Source organism: Acinetobacter sp. YH12098 (assembly GCF_013419235.1).
Lineage (GTDB): Bacteria > Pseudomonadota > Gammaproteobacteria > Pseudomonadales > Moraxellaceae > Acinetobacter > Acinetobacter amyesii.
Genome location: NZ_VPAO01000039.1, coordinates 1 through 24807, shown reverse-complemented (window position 1 = coordinate 24807; position 24807 = coordinate 1). Strand labels below are relative to the sequence as shown.

The 24807-nt window shown below is 40.0% G+C and carries 21 protein-coding genes and 2 pseudogenes; 10 read left to right on the top strand and 13 right to left on the bottom strand.

Translation table 11 applies throughout. From position 1 onward, the window contains the following. Window positions 1–40 precede the first annotated feature (40 nt). From arsH to FTU38_RS12890, 6 genes and pseudogenes are all read right to left on the bottom strand, one after another. On the bottom strand, window positions 41–745 hold the full coding sequence (gene arsH / locus FTU38_RS12910) for an arsenical resistance protein ArsH (RefSeq protein WP_168379190.1): 705 nt from the start codon (window positions 743–745) through the stop codon (window positions 41–43). Between the two features lies 1 nt (window position 746). Next, window positions 747–1787: an ACR3 family arsenite efflux transporter gene (gene arsB, locus FTU38_RS12905; RefSeq protein WP_180004922.1), complete on the bottom strand. Its 1041-nt coding sequence runs from the start codon at window positions 1785–1787 to the stop codon at window positions 747–749. Then, a complete protein-coding gene (locus tag FTU38_RS12900) occupies window positions 1787–2260 on the bottom strand; it encodes an arsenate reductase ArsC (protein ID WP_180004921.1) in 474 nt (157 codons plus the stop codon). Before FTU38_RS12900 ends, arsB begins: the two co-directional genes overlap by 1 nt. Then, window positions 2257–2586 carry a metalloregulator ArsR/SmtB family transcription factor gene (locus FTU38_RS12895; protein ID WP_168379193.1) on the bottom strand — a complete coding sequence of 110 codons (330 nt, stop codon included), beginning with the start codon at window positions 2584–2586 and terminating at the stop codon, window positions 2257–2259. Before FTU38_RS12895 ends, FTU38_RS12900 begins: the two co-directional genes overlap by 4 nt. 113 nt (window positions 2587–2699) lie before the next feature. After that, window positions 2700–2792: pseudogene (locus FTU38_RS17045) on the bottom strand (hypothetical protein); the annotation flags it as partial. Between the two features lie 75 nt (window positions 2793–2867). Then, complete coding sequence (locus FTU38_RS12890; RefSeq protein WP_180004920.1) at window positions 2868–3569, bottom strand: SIMPL domain-containing protein; 702 nt, start codon at window positions 3567–3569, stop codon at window positions 2868–2870. A 484-nt stretch (window positions 3570–4053) separates the two neighbouring features. Between FTU38_RS12890 and FTU38_RS12885 the strand changes: the two genes are divergently transcribed. After that, the gene (locus FTU38_RS12885) at window positions 4054–5427 is read left to right on the top strand and encodes a diaminobutyrate--2-oxoglutarate transaminase (RefSeq protein ID WP_180004919.1); all 1374 of its coding nucleotides are present in this window, start codon (window positions 4054–4056) and stop codon (window positions 5425–5427) included. A gap of 2 nt (window positions 5428–5429) precedes the next feature. Continuing rightward, entirely contained in the window at window positions 5430–6962 is a 1533-nt protein-coding gene (locus tag FTU38_RS12880; protein WP_180004918.1) for an aspartate aminotransferase family protein, read from the top strand. A 383-nt stretch (window positions 6963–7345) separates the two neighbouring features. On the opposite strand, the gene FTU38_RS12875 is transcribed toward FTU38_RS12880, so the two are convergent. Next, the gene (locus FTU38_RS12875; RefSeq protein ID WP_180111410.1) at window positions 7346–8398 is read right to left on the bottom strand and encodes a Rieske 2Fe-2S domain-containing protein; all 1053 of its coding nucleotides are present in this window, start codon (window positions 8396–8398) and stop codon (window positions 7346–7348) included. A 410-nt stretch (window positions 8399–8808) separates the two neighbouring features. Here FTU38_RS12875 and FTU38_RS12870 point away from each other — a divergent pair, with 410 nt between their 5' ends. From FTU38_RS12870 to FTU38_RS12835, 8 genes are all read left to right on the top strand, one after another. After that, the gene (locus FTU38_RS12870; protein WP_180076938.1) at window positions 8809–9837 is read left to right on the top strand and encodes a substrate-binding domain-containing protein; all 1029 of its coding nucleotides are present in this window, start codon (window positions 8809–8811) and stop codon (window positions 9835–9837) included. Window positions 9838–9936: 99 nt separating this feature from the next. After that, a complete protein-coding gene (pstC, locus tag FTU38_RS12865) occupies window positions 9937–11316 on the top strand; it encodes a phosphate ABC transporter permease subunit PstC (RefSeq protein ID WP_180111409.1) in 1380 nt (459 codons plus the stop codon). Next, a complete protein-coding gene (pstA, locus tag FTU38_RS12860; protein ID WP_180111408.1) occupies window positions 11313–12704 on the top strand; it encodes a phosphate ABC transporter permease PstA in 1392 nt (463 codons plus the stop codon). The genes pstC and pstA overlap by 4 nt, the downstream gene beginning before the upstream one ends. A 13-nt stretch (window positions 12705–12717) precedes the next feature. Further along, window positions 12718–13641, top strand: coding sequence for a phosphate ABC transporter ATP-binding protein PstB (pstB, locus tag FTU38_RS12855; protein ID WP_218948527.1), 924 nt, complete (start codon window positions 12718–12720; stop codon window positions 13639–13641). 190 nt (window positions 13642–13831) lie between these two features. Next, on the top strand, window positions 13832–14794 hold the full coding sequence (gene sohB / locus FTU38_RS12850; protein ID WP_180004915.1) for a protease SohB: 963 nt from the start codon (window positions 13832–13834) through the stop codon (window positions 14792–14794). Window positions 14795–14901: 107 nt separating this feature from the next. Next, window positions 14902–15363, top strand: a complete 462-nt coding sequence (locus tag FTU38_RS12845) for a hypothetical protein (RefSeq protein WP_180004914.1) — start codon at window positions 14902–14904, stop codon at window positions 15361–15363. Between the two features lie 31 nt (window positions 15364–15394). Continuing rightward, the gene (locus FTU38_RS12840) at window positions 15395–15799 is read left to right on the top strand and encodes a hypothetical protein (protein WP_257225720.1); all 405 of its coding nucleotides are present in this window, start codon (window positions 15395–15397) and stop codon (window positions 15797–15799) included. Between the two features lie 36 nt (window positions 15800–15835). Then, window positions 15836–16258: a hypothetical protein gene (locus FTU38_RS12835; protein ID WP_180004912.1), complete on the top strand. Its 423-nt coding sequence runs from the start codon at window positions 15836–15838 to the stop codon at window positions 16256–16258. A 149-nt stretch (window positions 16259–16407) separates the two neighbouring features. Here FTU38_RS12835 and FTU38_RS12830 read toward each other — a convergent pair whose 3' ends face one another. From FTU38_RS12830 to FTU38_RS12805, 6 genes and pseudogenes are all read right to left on the bottom strand, one after another. After that, window positions 16408–17772 (bottom strand): ISL3 family transposase, encoded by a 1365-nt coding sequence (locus FTU38_RS12830; RefSeq protein ID WP_180111406.1) that lies wholly within the window; start codon window positions 17770–17772, stop codon window positions 16408–16410. A gap of 2 nt (window positions 17773–17774) precedes the next feature. After that, window positions 17775–21059 (bottom strand): type I restriction endonuclease subunit R, encoded by a 3285-nt coding sequence (locus tag FTU38_RS12825; protein ID WP_180111405.1) that lies wholly within the window; start codon window positions 21057–21059, stop codon window positions 17775–17777. An 86-nt stretch (window positions 21060–21145) separates the two neighbouring features. Further along, window positions 21146–22465: a restriction endonuclease subunit S gene (locus tag FTU38_RS12820; protein ID WP_180111404.1), complete on the bottom strand. Its 1320-nt coding sequence runs from the start codon at window positions 22463–22465 to the stop codon at window positions 21146–21148. Between the two features lie 2 nt (window positions 22466–22467). Then, a complete protein-coding gene (locus tag FTU38_RS12815) occupies window positions 22468–22647 on the bottom strand; it encodes a hypothetical protein (RefSeq protein WP_038405887.1) in 180 nt (59 codons plus the stop codon). Beyond that, window positions 22647–24647 carry a class I SAM-dependent DNA methyltransferase gene (locus FTU38_RS12810; RefSeq protein WP_180111423.1) on the bottom strand — a complete coding sequence of 667 codons (2001 nt, stop codon included), beginning with the start codon at window positions 24645–24647 and terminating at the stop codon, window positions 22647–22649. The genes FTU38_RS12815 and FTU38_RS12810 overlap by 1 nt, the downstream gene beginning before the upstream one ends. A gap of 55 nt (window positions 24648–24702) precedes the next feature. Next, window positions 24703–24807 (bottom strand): annotated as a pseudogene (locus tag FTU38_RS12805) (IS5/IS1182 family transposase); the annotation flags it as partial.

Here is a 24807-nt window from a genome sequence, read left to right as displayed (position 1 = left end):
TTTTAGACCAAAACTCCTGTACAGATGCAGGAGTTTTTCATTAAAGGTTCTTTTGATTAACTCGTTTAGAGAGTTCTTCCGCACTTTCAACTCGTTCAGAATAGCGATCTGTGAGGTAGGCAGATTGACCACGTGTGAGTAGGGTAAATTTATATAATTCCTCCATCACATCGACAATGCGAGTGTAATAGGAGGAAGGTTTCATGCGATCATTTTCATCAAACTCTAAAAATGCTTTTGCAACGGAAGATTGATTTGGAATCGTGATCATCCGCATCCAACGCCCAAGGATGCGCATTTGGTTAACCGCATTAAAAGATTGCGAACCACCACTGACTTGCATTAACGCCAGCGTTTTACCTTGAGTAGCACGAATGGCACCTGACGCTAAAGGAATCCAATCAATTTGTGCTTTCAATATAGAGCTCATCGCACCATGTCGTTCTGGCGAACACCAAACCATGCCTTCTGACCATGTAAGCAATTCATGTAATTCCTGAACTTTGGGATGTGAAGTTTCAGCATCTTCAGGCAGTGGAAGACCTTTAGGATGAAAAATTTTGACTTCTGCACCAAAATGTTCAAGGATACGACCCGCCTCCAATACCGTTAGGCGGCTAAATGAGCGTTCACGGTTAGAGCCATATAGCAGCAGAATGCGTGGCGGATGTTCAAGTGCTTTAGCTTGAACTTGCTCAAAACGCGGTGTTTCAAGTAAATCTAGTTGAATATTGGGGAGCTTCATTTTAGTTCTCTTTATACCATTTGCGTTTTAACCAGAGCGATACACTAACTAATGCAATTAGCACAGGGACTTCAACCAATGGGCCAATAATCGTGGTAAATGCAATCGGAGATGCAATGCCAAAGGTGGCGATGGCAACAGCGAGGGCAAGTTCAAAATTATTACCTGCTGCGGTAAAGGATATCGCAGTGGTTTTGGCGTAGTTATTGCCCATCCATTTGCTCATCAAAAAGCTAATGAAAAACATCACCACAAAGTAGATTGTGAGGGGAATGGCAATACGCAGTACATCCATCGGAAGGCTCACGACATCTGCACCTTTGAGGCTAAACATCACCACAATGGTAAAGAGTAATGCGATTAAACTGATGGGGCTGATTTTGGGTATAAATTGATTTTTATACCAATCCAGACCTTTTTGTTTTACCAATATGGCACGCGTCAGGAAACCGAGCAGGAAGGGAATACCTAGATACACCAATACTGCATGTGTGATGGTCCAAAAGCTGACTTGGATTACTTGTGCTTCGATACCAAAATATGGCGGTAAAAAACTCAAAAAGAACCATGCGTAGGTACTAAAAAATGCAATTTGGAAAATACTGTTAAATGCCACTAAAGCCGCAACGTATTGGTTATCCCCACAAGCGAGATCATTCCAAACCAGAACCATAGCAATACAACGTGCTAAACCAATCAGAATCAAACCGGTCATGTATTCAGGATAATGTTGTAAAAACACGATAGCCAAAATAAACATCAGGCAAGGTGCGATTAACCAATTTTGAAGCAGTGATAGGTATAGGGTGCGTTTGTCTTTAAACACTTCAGGCAGCGCTTTGTAATCCACTTTCGCCAAAGGTGGATACATCATCAGGATTATACCAATGGCAATCGCAATATTGACATCACCGATATTGAGTTGATTTAAAGCTCTTGAAGCACTAGGAACATACACGCCAATCGCAATGCCTAGCCCCATTGCAATAAAAATCCATAGCGTTAAATTGCGGTCTAGAAATGACAGTTTTGCAGCAGCCATTATTGGATCTCTGAAATTTTTTGGATTTCTAGGTTGAGCTCTTCACGACTTAATTGCGTAAAATCGAGTGCAAATAAAGCATCTAAACGGCGGTTAATATGCGCCACGGTATCAAGAAAAGCTGCAAGTTTGATGTCATCTGCAAGCTCTAAATGGGAAGGATCTTCTAAGCCCCAGTGGGCTTTGATGGCAGAACCTAAGTAAATTGGGCAAGCTTCTTGAGCGGCAGAACCACAGACGGTAATTACCACATCGGGTTGGTATTGTTCACATGCTGCGATGGATTTACTCGACAAACCCTCAGTCGGTAGATTAATGTTTTGTAGGGTTTTCAAGGTAAACGGGTGGACTTGTCCTGAAGGTTTACTTCCTGCGCTATAGGCACGGAAACCTTCAGGGGCACGCTGGTTAAAAAGTACTTCGGATAAAATGCTGCGGCAGCTATTGCCAGTACATAGAAATAAAAAATTCATAGCGTTTCACACAATGTTGTCGTGTTTTTTGGGGAATTTAAATCTAGGTCTTTAAATCGTTCTTGGTGACGCATGACATCGAGTATTTGTGTGCACCAAGTAGGCAGTGCAGGGTGAATGGAGTAATAGACCCATTGACCTTTACGTTGATCACTCAGCACACCTGATGAACGCAGTAATGCCAAATGACGCGAAATTTTAGGTTGGCTTAATTCAAGGGACTCAGTGAGTTCGCAGACGCAGAGTTCACCTTTACATGCCAACAGCATGATGATGTTCAGACGAGTCTCATCTGCAAGTAATTTGAAAAATTCAGTCTGTTCCATGTTTATCTGTATATATGGATTTGCATATATCTTTACATATGAATATATGGATGTCCATATGTGTTGTTCAATAAAAATCCCACACTTGGTGGGATTTTTATATTTAGATCAGTTTAAAAGTCGAATGAAGTTTGTAAAAAGAAAGTACGTGGCTGACCAATATATTTACCACCTGTTGCATCTGATGAACGGGTGAAATACTGTTTGGTTTAAATAAAGATTAGATGGAATTTATAGTCAAAAAAACCGCGCTAAAGCACGGTTTCTTGAAATATACTTAATTATTTAAACTGGATGGTACCGTTGGCATTTACCGTGATTTTAGATTCGCCACCTGCCATTTCTTGCTCAGGAATAGCATCAGCTGCCGCAGCTTTCATCATCGCCATACGCGGAACTGGCTGACCACCATAATTGCTGGTATTTAAATTAATATTAACCAAGTTGTAGCCTGATTTATTCCATGCCTGAGCGAGCGCTTGGGCACGTTGTTGAAAGTTTTTGGATACTTCAACCATCAGTTCATTTTCAACTTTTTTACGCTGTGCATCTGACACACTAAAGCTGATGGACTGAGTTTGGAAATTTTGTTGTAACTCGCTTACCAACTGGCTAGCTGCTTTAAAATTTGTACTTTCTAAACGCACTTCGGCACGACCACGCCATTCTTTCAATTTACGACTGTCATTGTCATAAATCGGGTAGGTGCTTTGAGATCCCGTTTCGATTTTTACCGCAGGGTATTTACGGGCTGTGTTCACCGCTTGGGTCATCAATTGGTTGATTTGGGTAGCAAGTTCAGCCGGTTGTTTATTTGATTTTTCAATATATAAAACGGCATACATTTGGTCGTTCGACACTTGGCGAGTAGCATCCGCCTGAATGTTCACGATGTTGTAATTGAGTGGGTCGGCTGCTTGAGTTGCTGCTGCCAAACCTAGACCGGATGCTAATAAAACAGTAGATAAGATAATTTTACGCATTGTTATGACCTATTCTTCTTTCAGAATGACTAATTTAGCTTATGCTCTTATCTTAAAAGGGGATTGTGATGGATTAAAGGAAAATCTGTGGTGGGATTGTAAATCTTTCAAGAAAAATAAATGCAGTGCTTGATGAATATTGCTTCAAATAATCAATACTTAATTGCGTAAATGTTTGAAGATTACAATAATCATTCATAAATTGTAAAAAAGCATAAAATAAAAAGGTTTTCTTTGTTTTGTCACACTGTAAGATGATAATTCAGGTTATCCATGGCATAGATCTGTTTTTTCTCTCAATTATCTTTTTATTTGATCATAAAAGTGATTTATTTTATTGAAAAAGTCTGTATCATCCGCCGTCTAGTTAGCCATTACACAAAGAGCTCTTAAAACTAACTAGAAACTCATAAAGCACCGAGTCAAAGGACCGCAAGTCACCCGACTTATTTCTTTCAACCCATATCAGAGATGGTAATTCGATATGAGCGTTTCTTCTGTAAACCCTGCCACTAATTCTACTAACGAATACTATTTGACTCGCCAAAGCCAGATGGAATCCAATGTTCGTAGCTATCCGCGTAAACTTCCACTTGCGATAGCAAAAGCTTTAGGTTGTTGGGTTACCGATGTTGAAGGTACAGAGTACCTCGATTGTTTAGCTGGGGCAGGAACATTGGCATTAGGCCATAATCATCCTGCGGTAATTCAAAGTATCCAAGATACACTTGCAAGTGGCCTCCCATTGCATACTTTGGATTTAACAACGCCTTTAAAAGATGCTTTTACTGAAGCACTACTTGAGCAATTACCTGGTGGTAAAGAAGAGTATTGTCTACAGTTCTGTGGCCCGTCTGGTGCAGATGGTACAGAAGCAGCAATTAAATTAGCAAAAACTTACACTGGTCGTAGTTCAGTAATCAGCTTCTCAGGTGGTTACCATGGTATGACTCACGGTTCTTTAGCAATGACAGGTAACTTGTCTGCTAAAAATGCTGTGAACGGCTTAATGCCGGGTGTTCAATTTATGCCGTATCCGCATGAATACCGTTGCCCATTAGGCATTGGTGGTGAAGCGGGTGTAGACGCATTAACGTATTATTTCGAAAACTTCATTGAAGACGTAGAAAGCGGTGTAACAAAACCTGCAGCTGTAATCTTGGAAGCAATCCAAGGTGAAGGCGGTGTGGTGACTGCACCTGTAAAATGGTTAAAGAAAATCCGAGAAGTGACTGAAAAGCACAACATCGTGTTGATTCTTGATGAAGTACAAGCGGGCTTTGCACGTTCAGGTAAAATGTTTGCCTTTGAACATGCAGGTATTGAGCCAGACGTCGTTGTAATGTCTAAAGCAGTTGGTGGTAGCTTACCACTTGCAGTATTGGGTATTAAACGTAAGTTTGACGCATGGCAACCAGCGGGTCACACGGGTACATTCCGTGGTAACCAACTTGCTATGGGTACTGGTCTTGCAACAATAAAAACCATCAAAGAGCAAAATCTTGCGCAAAACGCACAAGAACGTGGTGATTTCTTACAAGCTGAATTGAAAAAATTAGCTGTAGAATTCCCATGTATCGGTAATGTACGTGGTCGTGGCTTGATGATTGGTGTTGAAATTGTTGATGAGCGTCAAAAAGCAGATCACATGGGTTCTTTACCAGGTGATTCTCAATTGGCAGCAGCAATTCAAGCAGCATGTTTCAACAACAAATTGTTGTTAGAAAAAGGTGGTCGTAACGGTACAGTCATTCGTTTACTTTGCCCATTGATCATCAATCAAGCTGAATGTATTGAGGTGATCGTTCGCTTCAAGAAAGCACTTGCTGAAGCACTTGTTGCAACTCGAGGCGCGTAATAATGGTTGATTTTGCAGAACATCGTAAAGCGTTATTCTGCAATGATGCACAATCCATTGCTGACTACCAGTCAGCAATGGGCGAAGCGGTAAAAGCCGTTTCTGCATGGTTGCAAAATGACAAAATGTACACCGGCGGTAGTATTAAAGAGCTTCGTAGTGCAATTGCATTCAATCCTTCTAAAGAAGGTATGGGTGTACAAAAATCACTAGACCGTATGGTTGAGCTGTTCTTAAACAAAAGTTTAAAGGTGCATCATCCTCATTCACTCGCGCATTTACACTGTCCAACAATGGTCACTAGCCAAATTGCGGAAGTGTTAATTAACGCGACAAACCAATCTATGGACTCATGGGATCAAAGCCCTGCAGGTTCATTGATGGAAGTTCAGTTAATTGACTGGCTTCGCCAAAAAGTTGGCTATGGTGCAGGTCAAGCAGGTGTATTCACCTCTGGCGGTACGCAGTCTAACTTAATGGGTGTTTTGCTTGCACGTGATGCATGTATTGCTAAAAACTGGAAAGACGAAAACGGTAACCCGTGGTCTGTTCAGCGTGATGGCGTACCTGCGGAAGCAATGCGTAATGTCAAAGTGATCTGTTCTGAAAATGCACACTTCTCTGTGCAAAAGAACATGGCCATGATGGGTATGGGTTTCCAATCTGTTGTCACTGTTCCTGTGGATGCGAATGCACGCATGGACATGGACGCACTTGAGAAAACCATGGCTCACCTTCAAGCGGAAGGTAAAATCGTAGCATGTGTAGTTGCAACTGCGGGTACAACTGATGCAGGCGCAATTGACCCATTGAAAGAAATTCGTGAAATCACCAACAAATATGGCGCGTGGATGCATATCGACGCAGCATGGGGCGGTGCACTGATTCTTTCAAATGACTATCGTTCAATGTTAGACGGTATTGAACTGTCTGACTCGGTAACGCTTGATTTCCATAAGCATTACTTCCAAACGATTTCATGTGGTGCGTTCTTGCTGAAAGATGAAGCGAACTATCGTTTCATGCATTATGAAGCTGAGTACTTAAACTCTGCTTATGATGAAGAGCATGGGGTTCCTAACTTGGTGTCTAAGTCACTACAAACAACTCGCCGTTTTGACGCGTTGAAATTGTGGATGACGGTTGAAGCGCTAGGTGAAGAGCTTTACGGTTCGATGATCGACCACGGTGTAGGTCTAACACGTGATGTTGCAGATTATATCAATGCAACTGATGGTCTAGAAATGCTGGTTGATCCTCAATTTGCATCCGTATTGTTCCGTGTGATCCCTGAAGGTTACCCAGTTGAATTGTTAGATACATTGAACCAAAACGTAGCAGACGAATTGTTTGCACGTGGTGAAGCGAATATTGGTGTAACTAAAGTAGGTCAGGTTCAATCTTTGAAAATGACGACTTTAAGCCCAGTAGCGACTTTAGACAACGTGAAGAATTTGCTTGCTCTGGTGCTTGCAGAAGCGGATCGTATCAAAGGCCCAATCGCTGACGGTACATATACACCTGCAATTGACTAATTGTCATTTTGTAGTTGTAGAAGAAGGGGCTCATTTGAGCTCCTTTTTTTTAAATGAAAAGGTGCTTAATTTATTACATCACCACAATTTTTCATTGAGTGATGATAGTTTACTGCGTAGGCAGATTGTTACTTTGAGGGATCAAAGTATCTAAAATCCTTCTCAGGGAAAAGTTACATCCATGTGACCATTACCTTATAGTGACATCCATGTGACCATTACCTTATAGTGACATCCCTGTCGCCAGTCGCGATATTCATTGATGTTTATCATTTGATGAATAAGATACCACAATATTTATAACCAATATAAGGCTTGTAAAGGAGTTTCCCTCTCCTTGTAGGAGAGGGTTAGGGTGAGGTGAATGCAATACGATATTAATGTTATGCCGCAAATAATGGACTAAAACCTTTTTTACGCAATAATTTGCGGTACATGCTGGAACTGCGGTCCGCTGGAAAATGCGCTTCGATGCTTAAATCTAAGGGTAAATATTCAGGCTTTTGCGATTCAGATACAAGGCGGTCTTCCTCAAATATTTTCAGGTTAAAGTCATAAGCATCTTCTACAGGCAGGTCTTTGTCATAATTACGGCAGATAGGCGCAAATAGACGGGTAGAACGAGCAGTCATCGGTGAAGCCGCATTCATAATCACTTGCTTGCTGTTATTTGGAAAATGAATGGTCAGCGTTGCGGTAAACGGCAGATGAATTTCGAAATGGCGCAGCCATTGAAAGCCGTCTTGTCCGCGCTGTTCTAAACCAATCGGGTAGCGCCCAACACTGCTCCAATAGTCTGCATTAAATCCTGTTTCAGTCTCAATGGTTTTGTAGTCTGGGACTTCTACATTTTCAGGGTCGCCAAACGTATCTGGATGTACCCAAGCAAAATGCGCGACATCAATAAAGCCTTCGAGTTGTCGACCTGCAAAACATTGAAAATCGACCGTTGGGCACACCAATTGCTGAAACTCGGCTTCATCCCAATTCGGCATGACAGGAATATTCGGCGCAGTATCTTTAGCGGCAGTGAGTGAGCACCAAATCAGTCCATAGCGTTCGACTGCGGCATAAGTTCGTAAGTTAAAGCGCGGGGAGATCTTGTGCTCAGGATGTGCAGGGATGCGGTTGCAATGACCGTGTTCACCAAAACGTAAACCGTGATAGCGGCAGACCACCCCTTGACCGTCATTTTTGCCTAAACTCAGCGGAACGCCGCGGTGCGGGCAGGCATCTTTGGCGACAATGAGCTGACCGTTCATTTTATAAATGACCAAAGGCATGTCCAATAGCATCGTGCCATAAGGCTGTTCTGTAATGTTTCGTGCAAGCGCGATTGGATACCAATATTCAGCGAGCAAATGCCAGTCATGTTCATCAAAAGTCATGTGTACTGGCAAATCAGGATTAAAGGTCGCAATGGTTTTGCTATTCATTTTACTGTCATCAGGCTGTCTTTTTTCGAATATAGGTCAAGCCTGTGTTTAGATAAATTTCAATTATTGGAATGCTGCGGCACAAAAAATCGAACATGCGCATGTGCGCAGAGCAGTAACAGCGGTGAAATTGAAAAAATAAATGAAGACAAAATATGACATGGACATGAATTCTTACGAATATCAAAGCAGAAATAAAAAAGGCCAATATTTTGATAAATTTTATTACATATTGAAAAATAAAGAATTATATTTAAATCAAAGCGCAATTATCAATTATCATAAAAGCGTCATAAAGATGTAACTTAACTGTCATACTCTAAAATCAAAATGCAGATATCGAAAAAGTACAAGACTTTATAAAAAAAAGTGGCGTACTCCAATAAATGCATCAATTAAGAGAGATGAGAATGCGCTTAAATCATATCGCACTTGCTATGGTACTCACTACTGGGGCAACAGTCGCTACAACTGCAAATGCAGCTCGTGACACGATCCAAATTGCTGGTTCTTCAACTGTACTGCCTTACGCAAGTATTGTTGCAGAAGAGTTTGGTAATACATTCCCACAATTTAAAGCACCTGTTGTAGGTTCTGGTGGTACTTCTGGTGGTTTGAAACAATTCTGTAATGGCGTTGGTGATAACACTATCGATATTGCTAATGCATCTCGTAAAATTAAAGACACTGAGCTTGCTGCTTGTAAAAAAGCAGGTGTAAACCAAGTTCTTGAGATTAAAGTAGGTTATGACGGTATCGTGTTTGCATCAAACGCTAAAAAAGCCGCATTCAAACTTCGCCCACAGCACGTATTTGCTGCACTTGCTGCTGAATTACCTTCAAAAGGTAAATTGGTTCCAAACCCATACACACGTTGGAATCAAATCGACCCAACTTTACCAAACGAAGCAATCACTTTAGTTATTCCTGCATCAAATCACGGTACTCGTGAAGTATTCCAAGAGAAAATGGTAGATGCTGGCTGTGAAACTTACCAAGCATTTGCGAAGCTAGATAAAGATGCAAAGAAAAAGGCATGTTCTACATTCCGTAAAGATGGCCGTGTAATTGAAATTGCTGGTGACTATACAGAGACATTGGCACGCTTAAAAACTTCACCTAACGCTGTAGGTGTATTCGGTTTAGGTTTCTATGATCAAAACCGTGACAAATTACGTGTAGCGACAGTAAACAATGTTGCGCCATCTGAGAAAACAATTCTGAATGGTTCTTACCCTGTATCACGTCCATTGTTCTTCTACGTGAAAGGTGAGCATCTTAAATCAATCAAAGGCTTGAAAGAATTTACAGAATTCTTTGTAAGCAAAAAAGTATCTGGTAAAGGTTCTAAGCTTGAAAAAGCAGGCTTAATTTCAATGTCTGACAAAGAGCGCGCTGCAGTTCTTGCAAACTTTAAAGCTGGTAAAGCAGTTAAATAATTGGATTGAAACAGCCAATGGCAGGATTGACCTGCCATTGGCTTTTTGCAAAGAAACAGTTTTTTCAAGAAGGGCTTTTGAAAAAACAGTGGAGATTACATGAATCTGCTACTTATTGGTGTGTTGCTCGCAATTATTGCAATCGCTTATCAAGTTGGACTGACCAAAAGTCGCAAACTTGCAGGTAAAGGCAATAACTCAGCAATGTTGCATTCACGACCGGGCTATTATGGTGTTTTGGTCGCTTTATGGTGTGGGATTCCCGCTTTTTTAATCTTGATTGTTTGGAACTTGGTTGAACCGAGTGTTTTTCAACATGTTATTTTAAATAATGTCCCTGAAAATATTCGTTTAAGTTTAGATCCTGCAAGCACGAGCGTAATGGTTGACCGCGTTCAAGCGATTGCTTCTGGTTTTGGGGTGAGTGATACGCCAGCTGCATATGAACTTGCAGCAGCAGAACAATTAAAGAAAATTGAAAACATTGGCTCATATGCAAAATTGGCCATTGTGATTTGTGCGGGATTGATTGGTTTAGTCATGGCTAAACGCCGCATCGCAGAAAAATATCGTGCACGTAACCAAGTCGAAAAAGTCATTAATATCGCATTGGCACTGTGTTCGGGTGTCGCAATCCTGACAACAGTTGGCATTGTGATGTCGATGTTCAGTGAAGCCATGCGTTTCTTTAGTTTTGTCAGTCCACTAGATTTCTTCTTAGGCACTGAATGGAACCCCGGTTTTAGTACATCAGGGAATGCTGAAGGTAGTTATGGTTTGCTGCCACTCCTTTGGGGCACACTCATGGTTAGTGGTATTGCGCTATTGGTTGCTGTTCCTGTTGGTTTGATGATTGCCATTTACTTAGCTGAATATGCAAAGCCAAGTTTCCGTGCTTGGGCAAAACCGGCCATTGAAGTTCTCGCAGGTATTCCAACGATTGTTTATGGTGTATTTGCCTTAATGATTATTGGACCCTTTGCAAAACAACTTGGCGCATATATCGGACTCGATATTAATGCAACCAGTGCTTTAACAGCAGGCTTTGTGATGGGGATTATGATTATCCCATTTGTTTCATCATTATCTGATGACATCATTACCCAAGTCCCTCGCGCGCTTCGTGACGGTTCACTCGGTTTGGGTGCTACAAAATCAGAAACCATTCGCCAAGTAGTGATTCCAGCTGCATTGCCGGGCATCATCGGTGCATTCTTATTGGCAGCATCTCGTGCAATTGGTGAAACCATGATTGTGGTGCTTGCAGCAGGGAACAGTCCTTTACTGCATATCAACCCACTCGAAGCGGTGTCTACCGTCACTATTACCATCGTAAACCAATTAACAGGTGATACAGACTTTGCGAGTCCTCAAGCATTAGTTGCTTTTGCACTCGGTTTAACACTGTTTGTGATTACCTTAGGGCTGAATATTGTTGCACTGTACATTGTGCGTAAATACCGTGAGCAATACGAATGAGTACTACGAATACATCAAACATGGATCAAAAATTTGATTCACATGCAGCCGCTGAGCTTCGTGAAAAACGTAAGAAAATCATTGAAAACTCATTGGCGAAAAGACACCGTAAAGAAAATACCTTCCGTGTCTTGGGCTTTAGTGCAGTAGTGACTGGCTTATTGTTCGTCGTGCTATTGTTTGGTAGTATTTTAGCCAAAGGTTTACCTGCATTTTGGCAAAGCTCAATGACGGTACCTGTGTTTTTTGATCCAAACATTGTCAAAGTTGGTGCGAAACCGGTTCAAAAAGAAGGTGAATCACCTGCACAGTTCCAAGAGCGTTACATTGCTTGGCAAACTGAAATGGGCATGGTGGATTGGGATGCGCTCATCGTAAATGGCATCATAGCAAAAGATCCAGCGATTGCCTCACAACGTGATGATCTCAACAGTTTATATACAAGTTCAGAAGCTTATCGCTTACGTGACATGGTAATGGCAGATCCGTCATTGATTGGTCAAAAACAAGATTTTAAAATCCTTGCAGATGCTAATGTCGATGTCTGGTTGGCTGGTAATATTGACCGCAGCTTGCCTGATGAACAGCAACAATTGAGCCCAGAAGTACGCCAACTTGCAGATAAACTTAAAGCTGATGGTGTTATTACTAACTCATTTAATACTGAAATATTTAAGAATCCAGACTCTCGTAGCTCACCTGCAACTTCAGGTTTAGCAGGCGCATTTATGGGGTCGTTATTTATGATGCTGATCGTGATCATTATTTCGATTCCAATTGGTGTAGCATCCGCAATTTACTTAGAAGAATTTGCACCTAAAAACTGGATTACCGATGTTGTCGAAGTCAACATTAACAACTTAGCAGCGGTTCCTTCGATTGTCTTTGGTTTGCTTGGTGCAGCGATCTTTATTGGTTGGATGCATATGCCGCTTTCGGCTCCTGTGGTTGGTGGTTTAGTCTTAAGTTTGATGACTTTGCCAACGGTCATTATTACCACACGTGCTTCACTAAAAGCTGTTCCTCCATCGATCCGTCAAGCCGCTTTAGGTTTGGGTGCATCACGTTTACAAACTGTATTTCACCACGTCTTGCCACTGGCATTACCAGGTATCTTAACCGGTGCCATTATTGGTGTTGCGCAAGCCCTAGGAGAAACTGCTCCATTATTATTGATTGGTATGAGTGCCTTTGTGGCAAGTGTACCAGCCACTCCTTTAGATCAATCCACTGCATTACCTGTACAAATTTTCCTTTGGCAAGGTAATGAGCTACGTAACTTCTTTGAAGGACGTACCGCAGCAGCAATCATTGTACTTCTTGCTCTCATGATCGGCTTAAACAGTTTAGCCATCTGGTTACGTAAGAAATTTGAAGTACGCTGGTAATTGAGGGCATTATATGAATAGCGTCATTACAACTGAAAAGAATTCCTTATATCAGGATAAGTCCGTGAATCCAGAACAAACACAATTTACCTCTGCTCAGGGCAGCCAAAAACAAACCAATACTGCGTTTGTGTCACAATTCGATACGCAATCTAGCGCGAAAAAAGATGCGAAATCGAGCAATGTGAAAATCAGTACCAATGATGTGCATGTGTACTATGGTGAATCTGAAGCGATCAAAGGCATAGATCTGAACATTTATGAAAATGAAGTGATTGCCTTTATTGGTCCGTCTGGTTGTGGTAAGTCAACTTTCCTACGTACGCTCAACCGTATGAATGACACGATTGATTCTTGTCGTGTGACAGGGCAAGTGCTTATGGATAATCAAGATATCTATGATCCAAATCTCGATGTGGTGTTACTGCGTGCCCAAGTGGGTATGGTTTTCCAAAAGCCGAACCCATTCCCAAAGTCTATTTTTGACAATGTCGCTTATGGTCCAAAATTGCATGGTTTGGCACGTGACAAATACGACATGGAAGAAATTGTTGAAAATAGTCTGCGTAAAGCAGGCCTTTGGGATGAAGTGAAAGACCGTTTGAACCAACCGGGTACAGGACTTTCAGGTGGTCAGCAGCAACGTCTATGTATTGCGCGAACCATTGCTGTCAGTCCTGAAGTGATTTTAATGGATGAACCTTGTTCAGCACTCGATCCAATTGCAACAGCAAAAGTAGAAGAGCTCATCACTGAACTTTCAGCGCAATATACCATTGCGATTGTGACACACTCGATGCAACAAGCAGCGCGTGTTTCTGACCGTACCGCATATTTCCATTTGGGTGATTTAATTGAAGTGAATTCCACTGAAAAAGTCTTTACCCAACCGGATCATCAGCTTACAGAAGCCTATATTACCGGTCGTTTTGGTTAATCTAGACTGTTTGAAAATAGAGCCGAAAGGCTCTTTTTTTATGAAGTCAATAATTAGGTAGAAAAGGATTGATAGAAATAAAAAGCTCAATTTGACTCAATGAGAATTATTTTCAAAAAATAGATTGAATTTTTGTGATGTAACCCACATGTTATACAACATAAATATGAATTAAATGAGTTTCAATTTTATGCTATTTCATAATCCCAAGTTGCCTGCGGAAATTCGTGTAAGCCACTTAAATGCACGTATCAATGAACAACGAAAAAAAATTGCGCAAACGACTGCATCTAAACTTGAGCTGCTGCAACTAAGCCAACAATTATCAAAAGAAGCGCGCGCACGTAAAAAGAATAACCAAAAAATTTATGTAATCGATTTTAATGGTGATACCGCTGCATCTGCGGTAACGAGTCTACGTGAAGAAATTACCCTGATCTTAGCGACAGCAAAAGCAGGACGTGACCGCGTGGTTTTACGTTTAGAAAGTCCAGGCGGGATGGTGCATGGCTATGGTCTGGCCGCTGCACAATTGGTACGTTTACGTGATGCTGGATTTAACTTAACCATTTGCGTGGATAAAGTTGCTGCAAGCGGTGGCTATATGATGGCCTGCATTGCAAATGAGATCGTTTCAGCACCATTTGCCGTGGTGGGTTCGATTGGTGTGGTTGCACAAGTGCCGAACTTTAACCGTTTATTGAAAGAAAAACATATCGATTTTGAACTGTATACCGCGGGTCAGTTCAAACGTACCGTAACTATGTTTGGTGAAAATACTGCTGAAGGTAAAGCCAAATTTGAAGAAGAGTTACAGCAAACCCATAACTTGTTTAAACACTTTGTTGAAAAATACCGTCCTCAGCTCAATGTCGATAAAGTTGCCACAGGTGAGCATTGGTATGGTCAAGATGCAATGGATCTCAATTTGGTCGATAAACTCCAAACGTCAGATGAATATCTATTAAGTCTTATGCCACAACATGATGTATATATGATTGAAACCCGCAAAAAACCAACACTGGGTGAGAAGTTAGGCTTACAAGCAGCACAAATGGCGGATTCATTGGTTCCTGCTGTCATGTCAAAAGTGATGGAATCATTGAGCAAAGCTAATGCAAATATCGTTCAATTAAAAGATCTAAAATTTTAAAATCTTTATGCTTATAAAGTATTTAAAGCTCACTTCGGTGAGCTTTTTTTATGGAAAAATAAACGAATGTGTTAGATTGCTTTATAAATGAAATATTGACCGAAATCATGTCTAATTTTTTGATTATTCTAGGCTTAATTCTATTTTTCTTTTGTTTTTTTGGGTTTATTGCAACTTTAGTGGTGTACTTGCCAAAAGCTGAAAAAGAAGGGGAAAAATGGGCAGTCTTGCCATTTGTGGTGATGGGCTTAATGTTAGTGTTTGGAGGGATGTCTTATCATTTTGGCATGTCGATGAAAAAAGAAAAGCCAATGGTACTTTCAAAAGCATGTGCTGTAGTGGTGGGCTATAAGCATTATGAAAACTGTAGTGGTCGAGCTCAGACGCGTTGCAATCCTTATGAAAAAATTTTATTAAAATTTGAAGGTTCAGCCTATACCCGTGATATGCGCTTTGATGCATATTTAGCACGTAAAAGTGCGAATGAAAAAGTCTGTTTTCGCTTTTATGACCGCTTTCAATATTCACATTTAAAGAGTTCAAATATTGTTGAGTGGCTTGCGCCTTAACATATCATCTCGGGGCATTATGTTTAGCTTTATGGTTTTGATAGGTTTACTGAGTTTAGTGATCGTCCCATTTTTGACGATCATTTTTATCGTGCCCAAGTTAAAGGATAAAAATCATCGGGATACTTTTCCATTTTATGCTTTGCTTCCGGGCTGTTTAATTTTAGCTTTGGCTGCGTATTTAAAAGAAGAAAAAGTGATTTTACCGTCACAAACATGCGGTGTTGTACAGTTCTATAAGACCTATTCAATTAAGCATGATCATTTTGAGCGGATTACGATTTTATTTGATGGCCGAAAATATAATCGGCACCTGCGATTTGATGACACTATTCTTCGTAAAAATAAAGGTGAATATGTCTGTTTTGAATACTTAGATAAGTTTGAACACCCCGATTTAGCTGAATCTAAAATATTAAAATGGGTTGATCGCTAGTTCGGTTTATCGCAGGGGGTTGAGGAAATTGAACACATGATGGTATTGCTGTTTATTTTAGGTGGTGTCATTTGCCTAATGGTTTGGCCTTGGATTTATCTGCTGCATTTTCACAGTACGCAAACATCTGTGCTGAAACAGTATGCTGCGCTGTTTGGCCCAGCAGCAACACTGTTGGCAGGCTATATTTATTGTTCATCACTACAGGTAGATGTTCGCTCTGAAGCCTGCGGCACTGTTGTGAGTTATCAGCGTTATATGAGTAGCGGAAATATAAATAAAAGACAGCCTTTTGAGCGGGTTGAAATTTTAGTGAATCATACAAAATATACACGGCATTTTCGTATAGATGATGATCTACAAAAAATGCCAGCGGGAGCAAAAGCGTGCTTTCAGTATTATGACCGAAAATTGAATCCGCAAATGTCAGATTCAATCTTAATTCAATGGACTGCTTAAATATTTAACTGATGTTACGCAGTAACACCAGAAGTGCAATTTGATTCAAATAAAACAACGATACGCGGTAACGTCATCCGCAAGTGTTTGAGACAGGGCTGCTTCTAATCAAAAATGGGGTATTTGCATTATGAGGTTGAATAATTAAATTAATCAATCTCATATTCTTCTTCAAACAATTCAACCAAGGTTGGAATGTGTGCTCCATATTCTGTTTTCATTTTTTTATATTTGGTTGAAAAACTAAAGTTCAAATCTTTACTTGATACAGTAGTAACAGGACTATTGGGTGTAACAATTGATGGTTTGGTTGAAGTTGCTTTGGTTGAAATACTTGTCACTGATCTTGCAATTTTATTGTATAACATCCTTGCTCGAATCACTTCAAATGAATAACCTCGCCCAAGTCTGTTTGCAACTTTGGTCAATCCATTATGTCCCTCAGTATAAGCATTGGTAATACTGAACGGTGCATCCCAATAAGCAAAAATGTCATCATAATTATTGGATACGGTTTTTACTAAATCATTAAATTGAGGGAGATCGTTCGGAATGTTGTCAGCCCAATTTTTAAATGCTGCTTCTGCTTTTTCTTTGGTTTTACAATCATAAATCTTGTAGAAGTCTTCTTTAATATCATAGGCAAGCTTAAGCTTTGGCATGGTTTTCTCCATGTCCTCAAGCATCTCAAGTTCCTGATCATTCAAGCTATCAGGTCTTTTTAAGGTTAACCAACGTAAATTCTTTTTAGCATTTAGCCGTGCAACTTTAGTGAATTGACTTTGCATGTTCTTGCGTTCTTTTTCCATTAATTCACTTGCGATGCGAACCACATGAAACTTATCAATGACCAAAGTTGCATTGGGTAAATAATCTCTAAATGAACGCTTGTAAGGTCGCCACATATCAGTACAAACCCATTCCACCTTATCTGCATCAGGCAGCTTCTCAAAATATGGAATGAGCAATTCTTGTCTGCGATTAGGCAGCATGTCATACAAGCTCTTCATACCTAGATTAGTGATCACACAACGGTATTCCCCCCCTAATTTAAGTTCATCTATCCCCATGATGGTCGGTGTTTCAAAATTGACCGTATTTTCTAGTTCAGTAATATAATCAGAAGTAATATTTTTGATGGTATTAATTGCTAAGCCAGTTTCTTCTGATAAATGCGTAAATGTGCTATTTAAACAGCGTTTTTTAATCGCATCAATTAATCGACTGGTTGCCCGTCTTTTATCATCCAAGAACGTAAATTCAGGCATAAACATGCTTTTGCACTCTGCACAGCGATAACGAGTGCGAGTCACCTCTAGACTCACAGGTTGCATTTGCATGGGTGTATCAGCAAAGTGATTGACTCGTTTGCCATGTTTATAAACCTTTGCACCGCAATTGTGACAGTGCTTCACTACAGCATCGTCAGATGGTTCTATTGAAATAATAATAGAACCATCTTCATGTCGAATATCTGTGGGTGTAGCACCATCCAATTGCAGTATGTTTAGCATGATTATCCCTTCATTTTTTCAACATCAAGCGTTGTACCATCTTTAAGCATCTTATAGAGTGCTAAAAGGATATTTTGCATCGCTTGGCTATCGGTCTTAAGTGCATGGGCTGATAACTGCTGATGTGAAGCCATTGCTTGAATAATGGCATTGGTTAAGGCAGTCGGCAGGTTGCCTTGTAAAGCAACTTCTTTGGGATTGTTTTCAACTTGAGCCATTACCACTTCATTTTCACGTAAAATTGCAGCGAGGTGATTGATAAAAACAGCTTGCTCATAACGAGTTGAAATATCACCAAAGGCGGCACTGATACGATCAATAACTTCTTGCAGGTAGAATAAAGCCGTTGGTGTAGGGTCGGTTGAACCTGAGCCTGTAATTGGAACAACAGGAACAGTTGAAATTTCACCTTCTGCGTCCCCCTCAGTTTCGCCATCTTTTTTCTTAAAGATGCCATAGCCTGTAAGCACAAGACCTGAAATATCCACTTCTTTAGCTGCAATACCATTTAAGCGTTTGCCCACCAACTTACTGAATGCTGCAAAGTTCTCCAATTCAGGGTCAGCAAAGTCAATAATCTGTGCAATGTAGCTATAAATTCTGCCGAACTTGAGCAAGTCATTTTTAAAGTTCAGGAGTTTTTTAAGCTCCACATCTAAAATTTTACGCTCTAACTCTGCTTGGCTTTGACCACTTGCATTACCATCCTTTCTTGCCTTTTGATGCAACTCTTCTTGCGCATCAATCGCTTCTTTAAGGTTTTTTAACTTAGAGTTAAACAAGCGTGTTGGCTTATCAGTCGCTTGGTATAACGCTTTGTGCTGATTATGATCATGAGCATCTTTCGTTAAATCCCGAATGGTCTTAAACTTCGCCTTTTTAAAGGCTTCGAGATCGTCTTCATCATATAACTCTAACTCATCCAAGGTATCTTTGATGGTATAAACTACGTTAGGGTCTTGAATGTTATACATCTCAGCACCGCTATCGTATTGTTTAAAGCAAGTGCGAATCCACTCAGGGTCATTTACGAAGTCAATGATAAAGGTTTGATCTTTACCTGTCGTAGTACGGTTAAGTCGAGATAAGGTTTGCACCACTTCAACAGGGTTGGCGATTTTCTTATCCAAGTACATCGCACACAGTTTTGGTTGGTCAAAGCCTGTTTGGAATTTGTTTGCGACCACCATTAAACGGTATTCAGGACGATCAAAGCTATCTCTTAAATCAGCACACGGATTATCTTCATTTAGCGATTTTTCACTAAACTCAATATCATCACTGAAATTGAAAATGTCATGAGCATCGGTATCATCATCATGCTTTACAGCACTACCTTTAATCGTGCCTGAGAATGCCACTAAAACACGATATTGGCTGTATTCAGGGTTCTCATTAATATATTTCTCTAGAGCAAGTTTGTAACGAATAGCAGCAGGTCGTGAACTTGTCACAATCATTGCTTTGGCTTGGCTATTTAGTAGGTGTGCAACATTGTGGTGAAAATGCTGAACAATGAATTGCACTTTTTGAGTGACGTTAGTTGCATGTAGTGCCATCCAACGTGCTAATGCTCTACGAGCACCTTTTCCTTCCACACGTTGTTCACTATCAACCGCATCACCACCTAGCTTAAAGGCAGTCTTGTACGGCACATAACCTTTAAGCACATCAAGGATAAAGCCCTCTTCAATGGCTTGACGCATCGTATATAAATGGAATGGCAATGGTAGATTATCATCTGTTGCAGGTTTGCCATCTTTGGTGCGACCAAACAGCATGTAAGTTGAATGCTTAGGCGTTGCAGTGAAAGCGAAATGGCTAATATTTTTGATATTACCTCTTGCCTTTTGTACTTGCGCCAGTAACTCTTCAACTGACAACTTCTCCAAGTCGGCACTTGATTTTAAGGCAAGCGTGGCCTGTAGCTTGGATGCTGTAGAGCCTGTTTGTGAGGTATGCGCTTCATCAACAATGATGGCATATCTACGGTCACTCAGACTGTTCTCTGTGAGTATTGCTTCCATAACATGAGGAAAAGTTTGAATGGTCACAACAATGATAGGTGTACCTGAGATCAGCGCATTTTCAAGCTGCTTACTCTTCGTTCCACCACCATTTTCTTTATTCTCACGATTAATGGTCGCAATCAAACCTTTTTGATGGTCGATCTGCTTAATTGCTTCTTGAAGCTGATCATCCAGTACGGTTCTGTCTGTCACCACAATCACAGAGTTGAAGTAGGCAGTACCATCATCTTGTCTTAGACGGATTAAGCCGTGACTTGTCCAAGCAATCGTTGAAGTTTTGCCTGAACCTGCACTATGTTCACATAGATAATTAAGTCCAACGCCATTTGTTTTAGCGTCATTAAGCATCTTCAACACAGCATCAAACTGATGATAACGAGGGAAGATTAGACGTTCTTGAACGGTGTACTTACCTGTAAGATCGGCTTTCTTTTTCTTTTCGATATAGACGAAATCATGGAAAATTTTAAGCCAATTGTCAGGTTGGCAAATGTAATCCCAAAAATAGGCGACAGGATATTCACCATCTTCACCTACAGGTGGATTACCTGCGTGACCATCATTCCCTTTGTTAAATGGCAAGAAGAAGGTGTTATCGCCATCTAAACAGGTGGTCATATAGATTTCTGAGTCAGATAAAGCAAAGTGAACAATAGCACCTCGCTTGCTCATCAGAAGCGGTTCTTTACGCTTGGTCTTCGGGTCAATCGGTTTGCGGTCTTGTCTGTACTGATCTTTAGCAGCATCAATAGATTGATTAAAATCAGTTTTGATTTCCACAGTTGCCATTGGCAAGCCATTGATGAAAAAGACCAAATCAATACGGAAATCACGGGTAGGATTGTATTTAAGCTGAGGGACGACACGTAGGCGATTGGCTTTATAGTTCTTAATGGTCGTTTCATTACGCTTGTCTTCGGGTGCTGTTTCAGTCAGGTGAATAATACCGCCTGTACCTGCCCCCACAAGTTTAAAACCCTTACGGAATACACTGATGTTATCAGTACGCTCAATTTCAGCGACTAAACGACTAACAATGGTCTTTTCTGTATTTTCACCATTGTTATTAAACAGATTGTCCCATTTTTCAGGCTGTGTATCTTTAATCCAACCGATTAAATCTTCGGTATAAAGTGCCGTGTCAGTATTGTAGTTTTTGCTTTCACCAACAAGCCAACCCTGTGCCTTGAGTTTAGACACAATATATTCTTCTAAGTGCGACTCGTAGTGTGCTTTGTCTGAAAGTAGCATGTTCATCTTTATTCTCACATATTCGGTTGATCTATGGTGTGTAAAATCCCTCTACACACCATCAATTTTTCACTTCCTGAACTACTTTCAGGCTAGGCAACTAAATCACGTACATCAATTTTCCCTGTAACAGCATGGGAAATGATTGATGTACGGTGGTTTTTTAGTTTTTCAATAAGCTCTCTTTGTTTGGCAATTAATGTGTCAATTTTTGATGATTTTTCTTCTATATGTCTAACAATATCCATTTGCTCCTTTTTTAATGGTAAAGGAATTGAAAATGTCAACATATCTACGATACTTAAGCTTGCTTGATTTGCTGTGCCATGAGCGTATAAATCTAAATAACTTCTATACCCATTTGATAGTAATACATAATATAGAAATTTCTGTTCAATCTTATTGCTTTTAGATCGGAAAATTACTGTATTTTGATTTAGCAAACAGCCCTGTAAATCTTGGGGTAACATCCCAATTTGCCCAACAGCACTATTAACTACATCAGGGGTACTACCAACTGTGCTAATAATTATGTCGTTAGAATATAACTGATACTTTTGGTAATCATCAAAGTGATTTTCATCTATAAAAGTGCTTGGTTTTAAAATAGTCCCATTCTTAATATCTGATGCTTTTGTTATACCAACACCATCTTCTTTAAAAATATGGCTTGAAAATGCAAATCCTTTTTGTGTATATACCAAATATTTTATAGGTGTTAGCTTCCAAGGTTCAGGCACTTCCCCCAACCATTCACTACCACTATCTTTCATCGGTGCATTTGGGTCTAAGCCTTTCGTTACCGCATGAGAAATGACAGATTTTCGATGTTCTTCTAACTTCTCGATTAACTTTTCTTGCTTGGCAATTAAGTTGTCGATACGGGAAGTTTCGGAGTCGAGGAATGAAACGATTTGGGTTTGTTCACAAGCACTAGGAATTGCTACATCACACACAGCCATATCCTTAAATGTGAGTGTTTGACGTATCCCCGCACCCAAGGTTTTCATTTTCCTAATATCAAATATATAAAGCAGATACTCTAAATATCTTTTATTAAAAGTATTGTTTTTTAACTTTAGAACGAAATAACCTGAACTAACAACTACATCTATTTTAGATAAAGCTGTTCGCAGACTTTTTAAGTCATAATTTAGATTTAACGGGTTTACTAAAAACTCACCCTGTAATACCTCTTGATAATTTTCTTTCAATTCATCTGTTAAGTTTGCTTTATCTTTTTTATAAACAACCGAACCAAAGCTAATAGCCCCAAATGGAAGGTTCATGTTTTTTGTGTGTTGTTTCTCTTGAAATATATACTTAAATTTAGAGCCAACCCAATGTTCAGGAACTTCACCCAACCATTCCACACCACTATCTTTGTAACTTGGGTACTGTTTAAAATCCATGATTACACCTCACCCAAATCTTGATCATCAACAATGCGTAAAGCTGTATGTTTAGCACCTAAATAAGTGCCTTCATCAATCTCAAGCTCCAACCAAGTGTCACAATGTTCACATTGAAATGGGGCAGTATCTTCATAATCCTCAAGCACAATATGCTCTTCGCAATTAGGACAAATCATCATTAAATCTCCCCCAATAACTGAGCAACTTCTGCTGAAAGCTCTTTAATTTCAGCCAGTGTTTCATTTGGATGGCGAGGTTGTTCAAACTTATAGAAATAACGGTTAAAGTTAATTTCGTATCCAACCAAACCAATTTGACCGTCTTGAGCATCTACCACTTTTTCATCAATAACTGCATCAGGGGCATGTGGTAATACTTCTTTCGCCATGTATTCATGAATATCTTGATTCAATGGAATACTTTCAGAATCATTCAATTCTGCATCAAATAAAACTTCACCGTTCAGCGAAACAATCTCAGCATCAGGATTTTTTTCACCAAAAATCATAAGCAGAGATTGATTGAATGCCTTACTTACTTTTTTGACAGGCAGCTTTTTAAGAAATTCTGATTGAAACCATGAGAACGGTTTAACTTCACTTGCCAAGCTTTCAATAAATTTCAATACTTCGCTTTGTTCAATAGCACTAAGTTTATTAAATTCCTTAGTATCTTGAAGCAAGCGTTGCTTGTCCTCACTAAAATGAAAGTCCATGCGTAGAGGACGTTGCACCTGAACTTGGCGATAACCAAATTCGGTGTAATCAAAGATTTTACTGATTTCACTTTCTTCAAAGTCAGCATAAATACGGGTGATTTCTGCAATAGAGTTTTCATCAAGGTAAGTACGTTTGTTACCTTCATTTTTACGCATTGAAGAGCCTAAACCTGACGCATCAATAAGCTGAACTTTACCTTGACGGTGAGCGGGTTTACGGTTTGAAATCAACCAAATATAAGTTGTGATGCCAGTACGGAAGAAAATTTCTGTAGGTAAAGCAACAATCGCTTCAATTAAATCATTCTCAAGCAACCAACGTCTGATATTCGACTCGCCTGAGTTTGCCTTACCGTTAAACAAAGGCGAACCTGAAAGCACAATTGCACCACGGCCACCGCCATTCTCAGGGGTTTCTAATTTTGCCACCAAGTTCTGCAAGAATAGCATTGAACCATCACTACTCTTTGGAACACCTGCACCAAAACGCCCTGCAAAACCTAATTTCTGTTCTGCTTTTACAGCAGCAGAATCCTTATCCCATTTCATGCCGTAAGGAGGGTTAGCACATTGGTAATGGAAGCGTTTACCTTCAAATTGATCATTACTTAATGTACTGCCAAGTTTGATATTTGCTGATAAGTCACGGCTTGGGTCTGTTTCCAAACGCTTTAATAGCATGTTACCTAAAGCAACAGCATGTGTTTCAGGTTGAATTTCTTGACCATGTGGCACTAAGACGGGAGCTACTTTATAGCGGTCTTTATAAGTTTCCACATGATTCATCATATCACTTAGGAAACCCCCTGTGCCGCAGGTCATATCATACAAACTTCTGACAAGCCCAAGATTTTGTTCAAATAATTCATTGTCAGGGTGTAGTAATAAGGTGGTCGCCAAATGCACAACATCATGTGGTGTCATGAAGTCTTCCGACCCTGTACCCACCTCTGCACCAAACTTGGCAATGAGATGTTCATAGACATTACTCATGGTGCGGGCAGGCACTACATTGGGATGTAGGTCGATGTCAGCAAAGTTTTTTGAGATCAAAAGCAAAAGGTTTGCATCATCTAGTTCAGCAATAATTTGAGCAAACTTAAAGCCTTCAAAAATTTTACGGACGTTTTCTGAGAATTTTGAAATATAGTCTTCAAGGTTAGCTTTTGTTTTGTTGCCACCAAGAGTTGAAAGACTGTAATTTGAAGTATTATAAAAAGGGCGTTGGCTTGCATTTTTTAGAATGGCATCAAGTGCTAGGTCTTGATCTTTGAATTGCTCATAAGTGGCAAGAACTTTTGCCTTATTTTCTTCTAACACGCACTCTAAACATCTAAGGATGGTGAAAGGTAAGATGATTCTACCGAATTGAGTGTGTGTAAAGTCACCACGCAAATCATCGGCGTTTTTCCAAATAAAGTTTGCGAGTACGGTGTCATTGTTATTTGGGGTGATAACCATTTGTAATTTTCCAACCTTATAATGCATCATGAAAATAGATCTCTTGCGAAAGTCATTATTGAAAATTTATCCGGTTTACCAGTGCAGCGATTAAGTTAATGCGTAAACCGAATCTTTTCCGTCTATTTCGATAGCGTTCACTTAATATTCTAAATGTCTT